We start from the raw sequence: 13,250 nt of genomic DNA, 5'->3' as shown, positions 1-13,250 counted from the left end.
TGGACGCCTTGCAGGGCAGGCGGACTTACAGTTTCAGATAAGCCGCGCGGGATGAATACTGAAATCAGCCCTCACATACATAACCATATGGTTATGGGTTAACACCTTTGTCTGACACCCTCCCCGTTGGTGAACTAATCTTTGTCTTCTTGTTTCACGCTCCGGAGAGCATTCATGGAATGGCGAAAAGGCCGACGCAGCGACAACGTGGTCGATGCCCGAGGTGAAGGTGGCGGTGGTGGCGGCATGCGCTTCGGCGGCGGCAAGGGCCTCGGGCTGGGGGCCATCCTGCTTATCGTGGGCATTGGCTGGCTGACCGGGCAAGACCCGCTGCAGATACTCGGCCAGCTCACCGGGCAGATGACCCAGCAGCAGCAGGCGCCCAGTGGCGCAGGCGGCAAGGCGCCGCCAGCCAATGACCAGCAGGCCGACTTCGTCGCCTCGGTGCTGGGTGACACGGAAGACACCTGGAAAGCGCTGTTCTCCCAGGCGGGCAAGCAGTACCGCGACCCCAAACTGGTGCTGTTCAGTGGCCAGGTCAACTCGGCCTGCGGCTTCGCTTCGGCAGCCGTCGGCCCGTTCTATTGCCCGGCCGACCAGCGGGTGTACCTGGACATGTCGTTCTTCCGCGAGATGGAAACCCGTTTCGCCGCCGCGGGTGACTTTGCCCAGGCCTACGTCATCGCCCACGAGATCGGCCACCACGTGCAGACCCTGCTCGGCGTGTCGGCCAAGGTCGATGCCGCCCGCCGCAATGGCCAGCGCATGGAAGGCGACAACGGCTTGCTGGTGCGCCAGGAGCTGCAGGCCGACTGCCTGGCAGGGGTGTGGGCCTACCAAGCGCAAAAACGCCTGAACTGGCTGGAGCCGGGTGACGTCGAGGAAGCGCTGAACGCGGCCAATGCCATCGGTGATGACCGCCTGCAGCAGAAAGGCCAGGGCCGCGTGGTGCCCGACTCCTTCACCCACGGCACCTCGGCGCAGCGTGTGCGCTGGTTCAAGGCGGGGTTTGCCGAGGGCGAAGTGAACAGCTGCGATACCTTCAGTGCCCGTAACCTCTGACACGCCTGGGGCTGCCTGGCAGCCCCAGCCTCACCCTAACGACAAGTTACAAATCTGCTGAAAAAGCGTTTCAGCTTCCCTGATCATTGCCGATAACCCCTGCACGAATCAGCGGGCATCCAGAACAACAACGCCTTGCGATCGACGATCAAGAGAGCGAAAACAACTTCTGGAGTGCGTGCATGAACAGCTGGTTTGCCAACATCAGCGTCAACCTCAAACTCGGCCTGGGCTTCGGCCTGGTGCTGATCCTCACCGGCCTGCTGGCCCTGACCGGCTGGACCAGCCTGGGCAGCCTGATCGACCGCAGCAACTGGATGAGCGATATCAGTCAGCTCAACAAGGACCTGACTGACCTGCGCATCGCGCGCCTGCAGTACATGATTGCCAATGGCGATGATGCGGCGGCGGCCAACACGCTGAACAAGCTCGATGCCTTCAGTAACCAGCAACAACGCCTGGTCAGCACGTTCAAGAGCCCGGACAACGTCAAGCTGCTGCACGAACTGGGGCAGACCATCAGCCAGTACAAGGTCTCGCTGGCCACCATGCGCACGGGCTACAACGCCACCCGAGCCGCGCGTGATGCCATGAATGCATCGGGCGCCAAGGCCGACCAGGCCATGGACGCCCTTAGCCAGGAAGTCATGGCACGCCCCGAAACCGACAGCGTGCGCCTGGCCCAGTACCAGCTGATCAGCAAGGCCCGCCAGCAACTGCTGCAGGTACGCATCGACGTGCGCGGCTACATGGCCGATAACAGCGCGACCAATGAACAGGCCGCCCTGCGCCAGCTCGAAGCGGCGCTGGCCGAGGCCGACAACCTCAAGCGCCGGCTGCCGGCCGCCGACGCGCGTCTGCAGCAGTTCGAACAGTCAGTGCTGGCCTACCGTGACGCCGTGCGCCAGTTCCGTGATGCGCTGGCCAGCATTACCAGCGCGCGCGCTGAAATGACTGCCCAAGGCGCCGACATCGTCAAGACCAGCGACGCGCTGTACAAAATCCAGCTGGAGCGCCGCGACATCGAGAGTGCGCAGGCCCGTAGCCTGCAGGCCATCGCGACCTTGCTGGCGTTGCTGGTCGGCGTACTGGCCGCGGTGCTCATTACCCGGCAGATCACCCGCCCGCTGCAGGAAACCTTGCAAGCGGTGGAGCGCATCGCGGGCGGCGACCTGACGCACGACCTGCGCGTCACCCGCCGTGATGAACTGGGCGTATTGCAACAGGGCATCGCCCGCATGGGCACCACCCTGCGCGAGCTGATCAGCGGCATCCGCGACGGCGTCACCCAGATCGCCAGCGCTGCCGAAGAGCTGTCGGCGGTCACCGAGCAAACCAGCGCGGGGGCCAACAGCCAGAAAGTCGAGACCGACCAAGTCGCCACTGCTATGCACGAAATGGCGGCCACGGTTCAGGAAGTCGCGCGCAACGCCGAGCAGGCCTCGCATGCCGCCACCGGTGCCGACGATGAAGCCCGCGCGGGTGATCAGGTGGTCGGTGAGGCGATCAGCCAAATCGAACGCCTGGCCGAAGAAATGCACCGCTCCACCGAGGCCATGAACCTGCTGCAACAAGAAAGCCAGAAGATCGGCAGCGTGATGGACGTGATCAAGTCGGTAGCCGACCAGACCAACCTGCTGGCACTCAACGCCGCGATCGAAGCGGCCCGTGCCGGCGAGGCGGGCCGTGGCTTTGCCGTGGTCGCTGACGAGGTGCGTGGGTTGGCCCAGCGCACGCAGAAGTCCACCGAAGAGATCGAAGAGCTGATTGCCAGCCTGCAGCACGGCACCCAGCAAGTGGCGACGGCCATGCAGGGTAGCCGGACCCTGACCGACAGCAGTGTCGAACTGGCGCGCAAGGCCGGCGCCTCGCTGGAAAGCATCACCGGCACGGTGTCTAGCATTCAGTCGATGAACCAGCAGATTGCGGCGGCGGCGGAACAGCAGAGCGCGGTGGCCGAAGAAATCAGCCGGAGCATTCTGAATGTGCGGGATGTGTCCGAGCAGACGGCAGCGGCCAATAACGAGACAGCGGCGTCCAGCGTTGAGCTGGCGCGGTTGGGCGGGCAGTTGCAGATGCTGGTGAGCCAGTTCCGCGTTTGATTCAACCACGGCGGGCGCACACTCCGTGCGCCAAACCCAGGTAGGAGCAGCCTTGTGCTGCGAAGAGGCCAGTGGCAGCACCGCAGATTTACTGGGCTGCCACTGGCCTCTTCGCAGCACAAGGCTGCTCCTACACAGGTGCGATCGTTATTTGACGATCATCCCCACCCCACGCCCACGCGGATCGGACGCCGTTTCCAGCTTGTCCCCGTTCACCCGGATCGCCTGGATATCGCCCATCTCCCAGCCCTGGTCCTCCAGCACATACCCCATTTTCTTCAAGTCTTCCGCCACCGCGCCGGTCAGCGGTGCATAGCTGTCGAAGTAGATAGTGTCTTTAGGCAGCAACTGATGGTGCACACGCTGCGCCGCTACCGCCTTTTCCAGCGGCATGTCGTAGTCGTACAGGTTGTTCATCACCTGGAAGATCGAGGTGAAGATGCGCGAGCCACCTGGCGTACCGATCACCAGCTCAACCTTGCCATCGCGGGTCATCAGGCTCGGGCTCATGGATGACAGCATGCGCTTGCCCGGCTCGATGGCGTTGGCATCCCCGCCCACCACACCAAAGGCATTAGCCGCACCCGGCTTGGCGCTGAAGTCGTCCATCTCGTCGTTGAGCAGGAAGCCGGCGCCCTTGACCACCACGCCACTGCCGTAGTCGAGGTTGAGGGTGTAGGTGTTGCTGACCGCGTTGCCCTGTTTGTCGACGATGGAGAAGTGCGTGGTCTGGTGCGGCTCCAGCCCCGGCTTGACGTCATCGGTGACCGAAATGGCCTTGGGGTTGACCTGCGCGGCGCGCTTGGCCAGGTAATCCTTGGCAATCAACTGATCGACCGGCACCTTGGTGAAGGCCGGGTCGCCCAGGTAGTCGGCACGGTCGGCAAACACGCGCTTCTCGATCTCGGCAAGCAGGTGAATGTACTGCGCCGAGTTGTGCGCCACGCCCTTGAAGTCTGCCGCGCGGTCTTCCTTGATGCCCAGCAACTGGGCCAGGGCGACGCCGCCGGAGCTTGGCGGCGGCGCGGTGTAGACCACATTACCGCGCCAGCTCAAGGCCATCGGCTCACGCCAGACCGCCTTGTAGTCCTTGAGGTCTTGCTTGGTGATCAGGCCTTTGTCAGCCTGCATCTGCGCCACCAGCAGGTCGGCGGTCTTGCCCTGGTAGAACTCGCTTACGCCCTTGTCGGCAATGCGCTCGAGGGTCTGGGCCATTTCTGGCTGTTTGAACAGTTCGCCGACCTTCATGTTGCCGAAGTAGTCGTTGAAGTTGGTCGCCGTCTTGAACAGGCCTTGGGCATCGTTGCGGTACTGGTACTGTTTTTCGGCAATCTTGAAACCGTTTTTGGCATAGCCGATGGCCGGCGTCAGCAGCTCGCTCCACGGCAACTTGCCGAACTTCTGGTGCGCCTCCCACAGGCCCATCACCGTGCCGGGTACACCCGCTGCCCGCACACCGACCAGGCTGAGGTTCTCGATCACCTCGCCTTTGTCGTCCAGGTACATGTTGCGGCTGGCTGCCTTGGGCGCCACTTCGCGGTAGTCGAGGAAGTAGGGCTTGCCGTCGACGAACAGGGTCATGAAGCCACCGCCGCCGATGTTGCCGGCCTCTGGGTAGGTCACCGCCAGGGTGAATGCCGTGGCCACGGCGGCGTCCACGGCGTTGCCGCCTTTTTTCAGGATATCGGCGGCAACCTGTGCACCATATTGATCGGGCGCAGCCACCGCGCCACCTTCCAGGGCGGCTGCATAGGCCGAGGAACAGGTCAGGATCGCGGCTCCGAGGGCCATGGTCGGGAACAGGACAATACGCATGACACTTCCTTGGTGTTGTTTTTGTTGATCACTCAGTAAGGCCGAAGCGTGTCGACTGTGCAATCCAACGTAGGAAGTTTCGCCGCCTTTGGGCAGGATGTGTCGCGTTCAGGCAACTCAGCAGGCGTACATCGCCAGCTTGCGCTGGATAAAATCGAGGAAGCACTGGATGCGCAGCGCCAACTGAGTGTTGCGGTAGTACACCGCATGGATCGGCTGGCGATAGCCGTTGTTGGCGTCGCCCAGCAGCACCTGCAGGCGGCCGCTGCGGATGTCTTCGTGGGTCATGAAATGCGACAGGCTGACGATGCCCTCCCCGGCCAGCGCCAGCTGGCGCAGGGTTTCGCCGCTGGAGGCGATCAGCGCGGGGCGGATCGCCCAGCGGTCGCCCTGGGCATGGCGCAAGGGCCAGTGGTTGAGCGACTCGGGTTGGCTGAAGCCGAGCAAGCAGTGGTTGGCCAGGTCTTCGACGCGCTGCGGGGTGCCGTGGCGTTCCAGGTAGGCGGGGCTGGCCAGCACCTGCACCGGGCTGCACCCCAGGTTGCGGGCGTGCAGGCTGGAGTCGGCCAGCTCGCCGATACGGATCGCCACATCGGTGCTCTGTTCGAGCAGGTCGATGATCAGGTCGTCGGTGTTGAGTTCCAGCTCGATGCCGGGATACTGGCGGCGGAACTCGCCGATCCAGGGCAGGATGGCGTGCAGCATGAACGGCGCGGCGGCGTTGATGCGCAGGCGCCCAGTAGCAGTCTGGTGGTTCATCGACAGGCGCTCTTCCATCGCGTCCATCTGTTCCAGGATCAGCCGCGAGCGCTCAAGAAAGAAGCGGCCTTCTTCGGTCAGGTCCATGCGCCGGGTGGTGCGGTTGACCAGGGTGGTGCCAAGCTTGGCCTCCAGGCGCGACAAGGTGCGGCTGACGGCTGACGGGGTCTGGCCCACCTGCTCGGCAGCAGCAGAGATCGAACCGCAGTCGATCACAGCGACGAATACCTGGAGTTCTTCGGATCGGGTTTTCACGCGCTTGGCCTTGGCTGGAGTGTGCCGTGATTCATAGCGGGTCGGTGGGGTCTGTGCAAGGGGGGCCGCTGCGCGGCCCAATCGCTGGCAAGCCAGCTCCCACAGGGTTCGCGTTGTCGTCGAACCCACTGTGGGAGCCGGCTTGCCGGCGATTGGGCTGCGCAGCAGCCCCTTTCACAGGCAACTTACACAGATTTGCCAAACACCTTGTCCAGGTGCGCTTCATACGCTGCCAACGCCGCTGGCACATCCGGGCGTTTCATCACATCCACCGCCAGGAAGGTCGGCAAGCCGGTCATGCCAAGGAACTGGTTAGCCTTGTGGAACGGGAAATACACGGCGTCCACACCCTTGCCCTCGAAGAAATCGCTGGGGTCGTCAAACGCCTGCTGCGGGGCGTTCCAGGTCAGCGACAACATGTACTGCTTGCCTTGAATCAGGCCACCGCTGCCGTACTTCTGCGAGGCATCCGAACGGGTACGGCCGTCGTTGGCGTACAGGCTGCCATGGCCTTCGGTGAAGACGTCATCGATGTACTTCTTCACCGTCCACGGTGCGCCCATCCACCAACCGGGCATCTGGTAGATCACCACGTCGGCCCAAAGAAATTTCTCGACCTCTTCCCGCACATCGTAACCGCCATCGATGAAGGTCTGCCGCACGTCGAAACCGGCACGGTCCAGGTGAGCGAGGGCCGCTTCGTGCAGGGTCGCGTTAAGGCGGCCATCGGAGTGAGCGAACTGTTTACCACCGTTGAGCAGAAGGATGTTTTTCATGCTGGCCTCGATTTGGCGATGTCGATCCGAGGGCGTTCTGCCTCGGTCGAGTCAAATTGGATGACCGGCAGATTAGAGACTCAGCGGCAGGGGAAACAGCGGCTATGAGTCAAAATACAATTGCTTTCAAATCACGAATGGCCAGCTAATTATTGCCTTAGAATCGGTTCATCATTCACCAGCGAGTAGCGATCCATGAGCGAGCAGTACGCTTTTATCCTCAAAGCCAAGACCCGCCCGGAAATGGCCGAAGCCTTCGAAACCCTGTTCCGCGCCTATGTCGAACCCAGCCGCCAGGAACCGGGCTGCATCGAGTACCACATGCTGCGCGACAAGGCCGACCCGAGCCTGTTCGTGTTCTACGAAGTGTGGGCGGACAAAGCTGCACTGGATGTGCACTCGGCCCTGCCGCACATGGTCGCGTTCTTCGAAAAGCGCATGGACTACCTGGAGCGCGAGTTCGATATCCAGTTGATCGACATGCTCAGCGCCTCGTCTGCTAACCGTTGATCAGCAGATGGCCGCCGAGCATGGCCAAGCCAATGAAGAAGCAGCGTTTGAACAGCGCGGCGCTGATGCGCTGACGCAACCACTGCCCCGCCAGCATGCCCACCAGTGCTGGCGCCAGCATCAGCAATGAAGCACCTAGCGCCTGGCCGCCCAAGGCATCTTGCCCAGCCAGGCCCAAGGCCAGCGCCAGGGTCGAGACCGTGAACGACAGGCCCAAGGCCTGGATCATCTCGTCGCGGTTCAGGCCAAGGCTTTGCAGGTACGGCACTGCCGGCATCACGAATACCCCGGTAGCGGCCGTGACTACGCCCGTCACCAAGCCGCACAGCGGCCCCAGCCACCCTTCCCGCGCTTGCGCTACGCGCAACCCTGGGCCCATCAGCCCATACACCGCATACACCAGCAACGCGGCGCCCAGCGCATGCGCGGCCCACGCGCCACTGTTAATGCCCAACCATGCGCTGCCGACCAGCGTGCCGACACAGATCATCACCAGCATCGGCCCCAGGCGACGCAGCAGCACCCACAGATGACCACCGGCAGCCAGCTGCCAGAGGTTGGTGAGTGTCGACGGCACGATGAGTAAAGCGGCAGCCTGCGCAGGCGGCATAGCCAGGCCCAGCAGGCCCATGGCGATGGTCGGCAAGCCAAGGCCGATAACACCTTTGACGGTGCCGGCCAGCAGAAAGGTGATAACCACCAGCAGTGTCAGTGCCGGGCCAATGTGTTGATAGAACGCGATCAAGGTATTCATAGGGCCATGATGGCGTGCGCCAGGCTGGCTGAAAATCTGCCATATACTCAGCCTGACTATTGGCAGGACAGAGGCACATGCATTTCGACCTGATCGACCTCGCGCTTTTCCGGCACACCCTGGAATGCGGCAACATCACTGCCGGCGCCCGGCGCAGCCATCTGTCGCTGCCAGCTGCCAGTGCGCGCATCCGCGCGATGGAAGCGTCCCTGGGCACGCAATTGCTAGCGCGCAATCGCCGCGGCGTACAACCGACGCCTGCCGGGCAGGCGCTGCTGCAGCATGCCCGCCTGATCGCGCAGCAAGTGGAGCGCCTGCAGTTCGACCTGAGCCAGTACGCGCAGGGGCTGCAGGGCCAGGTGCGGCTGTTGTGCAACACCGCGGCGCTGACCGAGTACCTGCCCGAATTGCTGGCCAGTTATCTGGCACAGAACCCCGGCATCAGTGTCGATGTCCAAGAGCTGCCAAGCTTGCACATCGTGCAGTCGATTACCCAAGGCATCGCCGACCTGGGGATCATTTCGACTGCGGCGCCCAGCGAGCATTTGCAGACCCTGCCCTTTCGCGATGACCCACTAGTGTTGGTGACCCCCCTTGCGCATCCGCTGGCGTTACACCCTGCGCCAAGCTTCATCGACAGCCTGGCCCATGGTCATGTCGGGCTGGGAGCAGACAGCGCATTGGCCTTGTACCTGGAGGAACAGGCCCTGCGTGAAGGCTTGCGGATGCGCGTACGGGTACGAGCCGATGGCTTCGATGGGGTGCTGCGCATGGTCGCGGGGGGCGCCGGGGTCGGCGTTGTGCCCTTGGCTTCGGTGCAACGCTGGCAAGGGCTGTTGCCGCTGCACTGGGTGGCGCTTCGCGAGGACTGGGCCAACCGCCAATTGATGGTGTGCGCGCGGGACTTTGCAGCGTTGCCAGGGTATGCGGCGGGTTTGGTCAAGCGCTTGGTTGGCGGAACAACACCCTTACACCCCGTTCAGATGTGAGCCATCTCTCACCAACCCGCTTGCGGCCACTGGGGCTCTTTGCCCACAATCACGCTGCACCACGAAAAGGAGTTCCAAGTGCCCTCGATCTACCAGCTCAAACCCCGCTTCCAGGCCTTGCTCCGGCCCGGCGTCAAGCGCCTCTACGACCGTGGCGTCACCGCCAACCAGGTCACCGTCGCCGCCGCCTTGGTCTCGGTCCTGCTGGGCCTGCTGCTGGCCGGGTTCAGCCACATCACCTGGCTGTTCATCCTGATCCCGCTGTGGATGTTGCTGCGCATGGCGCTCAACGCCGTGGACGGCATGCTTGCGCGGGAATTCGGCCAGCAATCCAGGCTCGGTGCCTACCTCAACGAACTGTGCGACGTGATCGCTGACGCCGCGCTGTACCTGCCTTTCGCCCTGCTGGCTGGCGTGTGGCCCAGCCTGGTGGTGCTGGTGGTGCTGAGTGCGACGTTTAGCGAATACGCCGGCGTCATGGGCCCGCTGGCAGGCGCCTCGCGCCGCTACGACGGGCCGATGGGCAAGAGCGACCGGGCATTCGCCTTTGGCGTACTGGGCACCGGCGTTGCGTTCGGCCTGCTCAACGCCACCTGGCTCAACGGCCTCTTGCTGGTCATCTTCGCGCTCTCGCTCTATACCCTCTACAACCGGGTTCGCCAAGGGCTGGTTGAAGCCCGCTGAGCCCATCGCCGCCGGACAAGGATTCTCGCCATGCGCCAAGCGCAATCGCTGCATTTCTCTACCCATGATGGTGTCGAGTTGCACTACCGTCATTGGCCCGCGACACGCAATGAACACCAGCCGCGCCGCGCCGTGGTGATGTTCCACCGTGGCCACGAACACGGCGGGCGCATGGCCCACCTGGCCGACGAACTGGACATGCCCGGCTACGATTTCTTCGCCTGGGATGCCCGCGGCCACGGCCAGTCGCCGGGCGCCCGCGGCGACAGCCCAGGGTTTGCCACCAGCGTGCGCGACGTGCAGACCTTCATCGAGCATCTGCAGACCGTGCACGGCATCGCCGAGCACGACATGGTGGTGCTGGCGCAAAGCGTCGGCGCCGTGCTGATCGCCACCTGGGCCCACGACTACGCGCCCAAGGTACGCTGCCTGGTGCTGGCCTCGCCGGCGTTCAAGGTCAAGCTGTACGTGCCCTTCGCACGGCCCGGCCTGAAGCTGCTCAAGGCCGTGCGCGGCAACTTCTTCGTCAACAGTTACGTCAAGCCGCGCCTGCTTACCCATGACCCCGAGCGGGTCATGTCGTACGTGGCCGACCCGCTGATCAGCCGGCCGATTTCGGTGACCATGCTACTGGGCCTGTACGAAGCCGCCGACCGTGTGGTGGCTGACGCCCAGGCTATTCAGGTACCGACGCAGTTGCTGGTCTCTGGTGCAGACCTTGTGGTCGAGCGCAAACCGCAGGAGCGCTTTTTCGAGCGCCTGGGCAGTGCACGTAAAGAAATGCACATCCTCCCGGGCTTTTTCCATGACACCCTCGGTGAACGCGACCGCGCCCATGCGCTGAAGCGCATCGAGCGCTTCGTCGCACATTGCTTCGACAGCCCTGTTACCGCGCCTTCGCTGCTCGATGCCGACAAGGTCGGCGCCAGCTGCGCCGAAGCCGAAAGCCTGGCCGCGCCCTTGCCACGCAATTCGCCCCGCGACCTCTACTGGCGCGCCACCCGTGCAAGCCTGCGCCTGGGCAAAGGGCTGGCCGAGGGCGTGAAGCTGGGGTTTGACACCGGCTTCGACTCTGGCAGCACCCTCGACTACGTCTACCGCAACCAGCCGACGGGCAAAGGCAAGCTGGGCCGCATGGTCGACCAGAACTACCTCAACGCCATCGGCTGGCGCGGCATTCGTCAGCGCAAACTGCACGTCGAAGAACTGCTGCGCGAGGCCATTGCCCGCCTGCGCGCCGAGCAGCGGCCGGTGCATATCGTCGACATCGCCGCCGGCCACGGCCGTTACATCCTCGAAGCCTTGGAGGAACTCGAACAACGGCCGGACTCCATCCTGCTGCGCGACTACAGCGAACTGAACGTGCAACAAGGCAGCGCATTGATCGCCGAAAAAGGCCTGGCCGAGGTTGCTCGCTTCGTCCAGGGCGATGCCTTCGACCGCGCCAGCCTCGCGGCGCTGCAGCCAGGGCCTACGCTGGCCGTGGTGTCTGGCCTGTACGAACTGTTCCCCAGCAACGCGTTGGTGAGCAATTCCCTGGCCGGCCTTGCCGATGCCGTCGAAGCAGGCGGTTACCTGGTCTACACAGGCCAACCTTGGCACCCTCAACTGGAGATGATCGCGCGTGCCCTGACCAGCCATCGCGGCGGCGAGGCGTGGGTGATGCGCCGGCGCAGCCAGGCAGAGATGGACCAACTGGTAGAGGCGGCGGGCTTCCGCAAACTGGCCCAGCGCATCGACGAATGGGGCATCTTCAGCGTCAGCCTGGCGCAACGGGTGCGTGAATGAACCCAACGCGTGAGCCCGGGCTGATTCGGCGGGGCGTGTTCTGGCTGTTGCTGCTGGGGCCGTTCTTCTTCCTCAGCTATGGGCTGGTGAACACCCACACCGCCAGCCGCAGTGATGTCGGCAGCCTGGTGTTCGGCTGGGAGCACGGCATGCCGCTGTGGCCCTGGACGATCATCCCGTACTGGTCGATCGACCTGCTGTACGGGTTGTCATTCCTGCTGCCACGCACGCGCCAGGAGATGGACCGGCATGCCCTGGCGCTGCTCACGGCACAGGTGATCAGCGTCAGTTGCTTCCTGCTCTGGCCGCTGCGGTTCACCTTCGAACGGCCAGAAATGGCTGGGCTGTTCGGCTGGCTGTTCGATGTGCTGATGGGCTTCGACAAGCCTTACAATCAGGCGCCTTCGCTGCACATCGCGTTGCTGGTGATCATCTGGACGATGTTCGCCCGGCACGTGCACCGCCAGCCCTGGCGCTGGGTGGTGCATGGCTGGATGGCGTTGATCGGCGTGTCGGTGCTGACCACCTGGCAGCATCACTTCATCGACGTGCCCACCGGCGCATTGGCAGGGTTTGTCTGCTTATGGCTATGGCCGTGGCAAGGTCGCCTGCCATGGCAGCAGGCCCGCCTTGCGCACGATGGCAAATGCCAGCGGCTGGCGCTGTGTTATGGCGTTGGGGCCTTGCTGTGCGCGGGGCTGGCGTACGCGGTGGGCGGTGCCGGGTTGTGGCTGTCATGGCCAGCCGTGGCGCTGTTGTGGGTGGCACTGAACTACGGCTTGTTCGGCGCGGGTGGTTTTCAGAAGGGCGCCGATGGGCGCTTGTCCAGCGCCGCGACCTGGCTGCTGCTGCCCTATCTGATCGGGGCGTGGATCAATTCCAGGGTATGGACACGGCGCCATCCGCAGGCGGATGAGGTGTGTGACGGGGTATTCCTGGGGCGGATTCCTGGCCGTGGTGAGGGCGCGCAGTTCGCTGCCATCGTCGACCTTTGCGCCGAGCTGCCGTGCCGCACTGGGGCCGCTCTCACCGCTCAGAACTACCGCTCGCTTCCCACCCTGGACCTGATCGTGCCCGACAGCAACCTGTTGCACGAAGCTGCAAACGCTATCGAGCAGTTACGCCAGCAAGGCCCTCTGCTGGTCTGTTGCGCTCTGGGATATTCGCGCAGCGCCAGCGCCGTGGCGGCCTGGCTGGTACTCACGGGGCGCTGCGCCGATGCTGACCAAGCTGAACAGCGGATACGCAGCGCACGCGCTGGCGTGGTCTTGCACGCGGCCCATCGACAGGCCCTGCAACAACTTGGCGCACAGCGATGAACCTGCAACTGACTGCCAGCCTACTGGCCCGGGGCCCCCAGCTGGAGCGCCTGTCGGACGGCATCACGCTGCTCGCCCTGGGCGTTGGCCTGGCGCCCTTGCTGGGCGCCGCGCTGCCGCCACTGGGCAGCCTGCTATGCGCGCTGCTGCTGGCGCTCGGCGTGCTGCACAAGTACTGGGCCATCCGCGTGGCCCTGGACGCCGAACTGTTCGCCCACCTTGGCGCCAGCCAAGACCTACCTGCAGACACGCAAGCGCTGGACCGTGCCTTGTTCGACCTCAACCTGAAACCGCACGCCAAGGATAGCCGCGACTGGCCCGCTCGCAGCCAAGCCGCATTAGCCCTGCTGCGCCGCCAAGCCATGTGCCTGGGCCTACAACTGTTGCTGGCCTTGGCTACCCTGCTGACACTGCCCTTTACCGGATGACCACCGCCC

At 63.9% G+C, this 13,250-nt stretch carries 12 protein-coding genes and 1 pseudogene; 9 read left to right on the top strand and 4 right to left on the bottom strand.

From position 1 onward, the window contains the following. Positions 1-174: 174 nt before the first annotated feature. The 3 genes and pseudogenes from ypfJ (at position 175) to QOS90_RS27780 (ending at position 3,164) form a co-directional block, all read left to right on the top strand. Positions 175-1,062: a KPN_02809 family neutral zinc metallopeptidase gene (gene ypfJ, locus QOS90_RS26545; protein WP_027595441.1), complete on the top strand. Its 888-nt coding sequence runs from the start codon at positions 175-177 to the stop codon at positions 1,060-1,062. Positions 1,063-1,244: 182 nt separating this feature from the next. Then, a pseudogene (locus QOS90_RS27785) lies at positions 1,245-2,042 on the top strand (methyl-accepting chemotaxis protein); the annotation flags it as partial. Between the two features lie 117 nt (positions 2,043-2,159). Then, positions 2,160-3,164 (top strand): methyl-accepting chemotaxis protein, encoded by a 1,005-nt coding sequence (locus QOS90_RS27780; RefSeq protein WP_502944326.1) that lies wholly within the window; start codon positions 2,160-2,162, stop codon positions 3,162-3,164. Positions 3,165-3,311: 147 nt separating this feature from the next. Here the strand turns inward: QOS90_RS27780 and ggt are convergent, their stop codons facing one another. The 3 genes from ggt to mdaB all read right to left on the bottom strand — a co-directional run bounded on the left by ggt (position 3,312) and on the right by mdaB (position 6,769). Then, the gene (gene ggt / locus QOS90_RS26535) at positions 3,312-4,979 is read right to left on the bottom strand and encodes a gamma-glutamyltransferase (RefSeq protein WP_085273927.1); all 1,668 of its coding nucleotides are present in this window, start codon (positions 4,977-4,979) and stop codon (positions 3,312-3,314) included. A gap of 117 nt (positions 4,980-5,096) precedes the next feature. Beyond that, a complete protein-coding gene (locus tag QOS90_RS26530; RefSeq protein ID WP_027595444.1) occupies positions 5,097-5,993 on the bottom strand; it encodes a LysR family transcriptional regulator in 897 nt (298 codons plus the stop codon). 185 nt (positions 5,994-6,178) lie between these two features. After that, complete coding sequence (gene mdaB / locus QOS90_RS26525) at positions 6,179-6,769, bottom strand: NADPH:quinone oxidoreductase MdaB (protein WP_027595445.1); 591 nt, start codon at positions 6,767-6,769, stop codon at positions 6,179-6,181. A gap of 195 nt (positions 6,770-6,964) precedes the next feature. Here mdaB and QOS90_RS26520 point away from each other — a divergent pair, with 195 nt between their 5' ends. Beyond that, positions 6,965-7,279 carry a putative quinol monooxygenase gene (locus tag QOS90_RS26520; RefSeq protein ID WP_085273926.1) on the top strand — a complete coding sequence of 105 codons (315 nt, stop codon included), beginning with the start codon at positions 6,965-6,967 and terminating at the stop codon, positions 7,277-7,279. Here the strand turns inward: QOS90_RS26520 and QOS90_RS26515 are convergent. Further along, the gene (locus tag QOS90_RS26515) at positions 7,269-8,033 is read right to left on the bottom strand and encodes a sulfite exporter TauE/SafE family protein (protein ID WP_085273925.1); all 765 of its coding nucleotides are present in this window, start codon (positions 8,031-8,033) and stop codon (positions 7,269-7,271) included. The genes QOS90_RS26520 and QOS90_RS26515 overlap by 11 nt on opposite strands. 77 nt (positions 8,034-8,110) lie before the next feature. Between QOS90_RS26515 and QOS90_RS26510 the strand changes: the two genes are divergently transcribed. From QOS90_RS26510 to QOS90_RS26490, 5 genes are all read left to right on the top strand, one after another. Beyond that, positions 8,111-9,022: a LysR substrate-binding domain-containing protein gene (locus tag QOS90_RS26510; protein WP_085273924.1), complete on the top strand. Its 912-nt coding sequence runs from the start codon at positions 8,111-8,113 to the stop codon at positions 9,020-9,022. Between the two features lie 78 nt (positions 9,023-9,100). Next, positions 9,101-9,706 (top strand): CDP-alcohol phosphatidyltransferase family protein, encoded by a 606-nt coding sequence (locus tag QOS90_RS26505; RefSeq protein ID WP_027595449.1) that lies wholly within the window; start codon positions 9,101-9,103, stop codon positions 9,704-9,706. 30 nt (positions 9,707-9,736) lie between these two features. Continuing rightward, on the top strand, positions 9,737-11,494 hold the full coding sequence (locus tag QOS90_RS26500; protein WP_085273923.1) for a bifunctional alpha/beta hydrolase/class I SAM-dependent methyltransferase: 1,758 nt from the start codon (positions 9,737-9,739) through the stop codon (positions 11,492-11,494). Then, positions 11,491-12,813: a phosphatase PAP2/dual specificity phosphatase family protein gene (locus QOS90_RS26495; protein ID WP_085273922.1), complete on the top strand. Its 1,323-nt coding sequence runs from the start codon at positions 11,491-11,493 to the stop codon at positions 12,811-12,813. Before QOS90_RS26500 ends, QOS90_RS26495 begins: the two co-directional genes overlap by 4 nt. Then, a complete protein-coding gene (locus QOS90_RS26490) occupies positions 12,810-13,241 on the top strand; it encodes a hypothetical protein (protein WP_027595451.1) in 432 nt (143 codons plus the stop codon). Before QOS90_RS26495 ends, QOS90_RS26490 begins: the two co-directional genes overlap by 4 nt. Positions 13,242-13,250: the final 9 nt, after the last annotated feature.

The sequence above is a fragment of the Pseudomonas sp. LAIL14HWK12:I10 genome (assembly GCF_900184205.1).
In the GTDB taxonomy this organism is placed as follows: domain Bacteria; phylum Pseudomonadota; class Gammaproteobacteria; order Pseudomonadales; family Pseudomonadaceae; genus Aquipseudomonas; species Aquipseudomonas kermanshahensis.
The sequence above is the reverse complement of the archived record's forward strand: the minus strand, read 5'-3'. Positions and strand labels throughout refer to the sequence as shown.

Excerpts from the sequence above, each read along its gene's own strand:
- ypfJ (WP_027595441.1), top strand. The coding sequence starts at position 175 with ATGGAATGGCGAAAAGGCCGACGCAGCGACAACGTGGTCGATGCCCGA.
- ggt (WP_085273927.1), bottom strand. The coding sequence starts at position 4,979 with ATGCGTATTGTCCTGTTCCCGACCATGGCCCTCGGAGCCGCGATCCTG.
- mdaB (WP_027595445.1), bottom strand. The coding sequence starts at position 6,769 with ATGAAAAACATCCTTCTGCTCAACGGTGGTAAACAGTTCGCTCACTCC.
- QOS90_RS26520 (WP_085273926.1), top strand. The coding sequence starts at position 6,965 with ATGAGCGAGCAGTACGCTTTTATCCTCAAAGCCAAGACCCGCCCGGAA.
- QOS90_RS26515 (WP_085273925.1), bottom strand. The coding sequence starts at position 8,033 with ATGAATACCTTGATCGCGTTCTATCAACACATTGGCCCGGCACTGACA.
- QOS90_RS26510 (WP_085273924.1), top strand. The coding sequence starts at position 8,111 with ATGCATTTCGACCTGATCGACCTCGCGCTTTTCCGGCACACCCTGGAA.
- QOS90_RS26500 (WP_085273923.1), top strand. The coding sequence starts at position 9,737 with ATGCGCCAAGCGCAATCGCTGCATTTCTCTACCCATGATGGTGTCGAG.
- QOS90_RS26495 (WP_085273922.1), top strand. The coding sequence starts at position 11,491 with ATGAACCCAACGCGTGAGCCCGGGCTGATTCGGCGGGGCGTGTTCTGG.
- QOS90_RS26490 (WP_027595451.1), top strand. The coding sequence starts at position 12,810 with ATGAACCTGCAACTGACTGCCAGCCTACTGGCCCGGGGCCCCCAGCTG.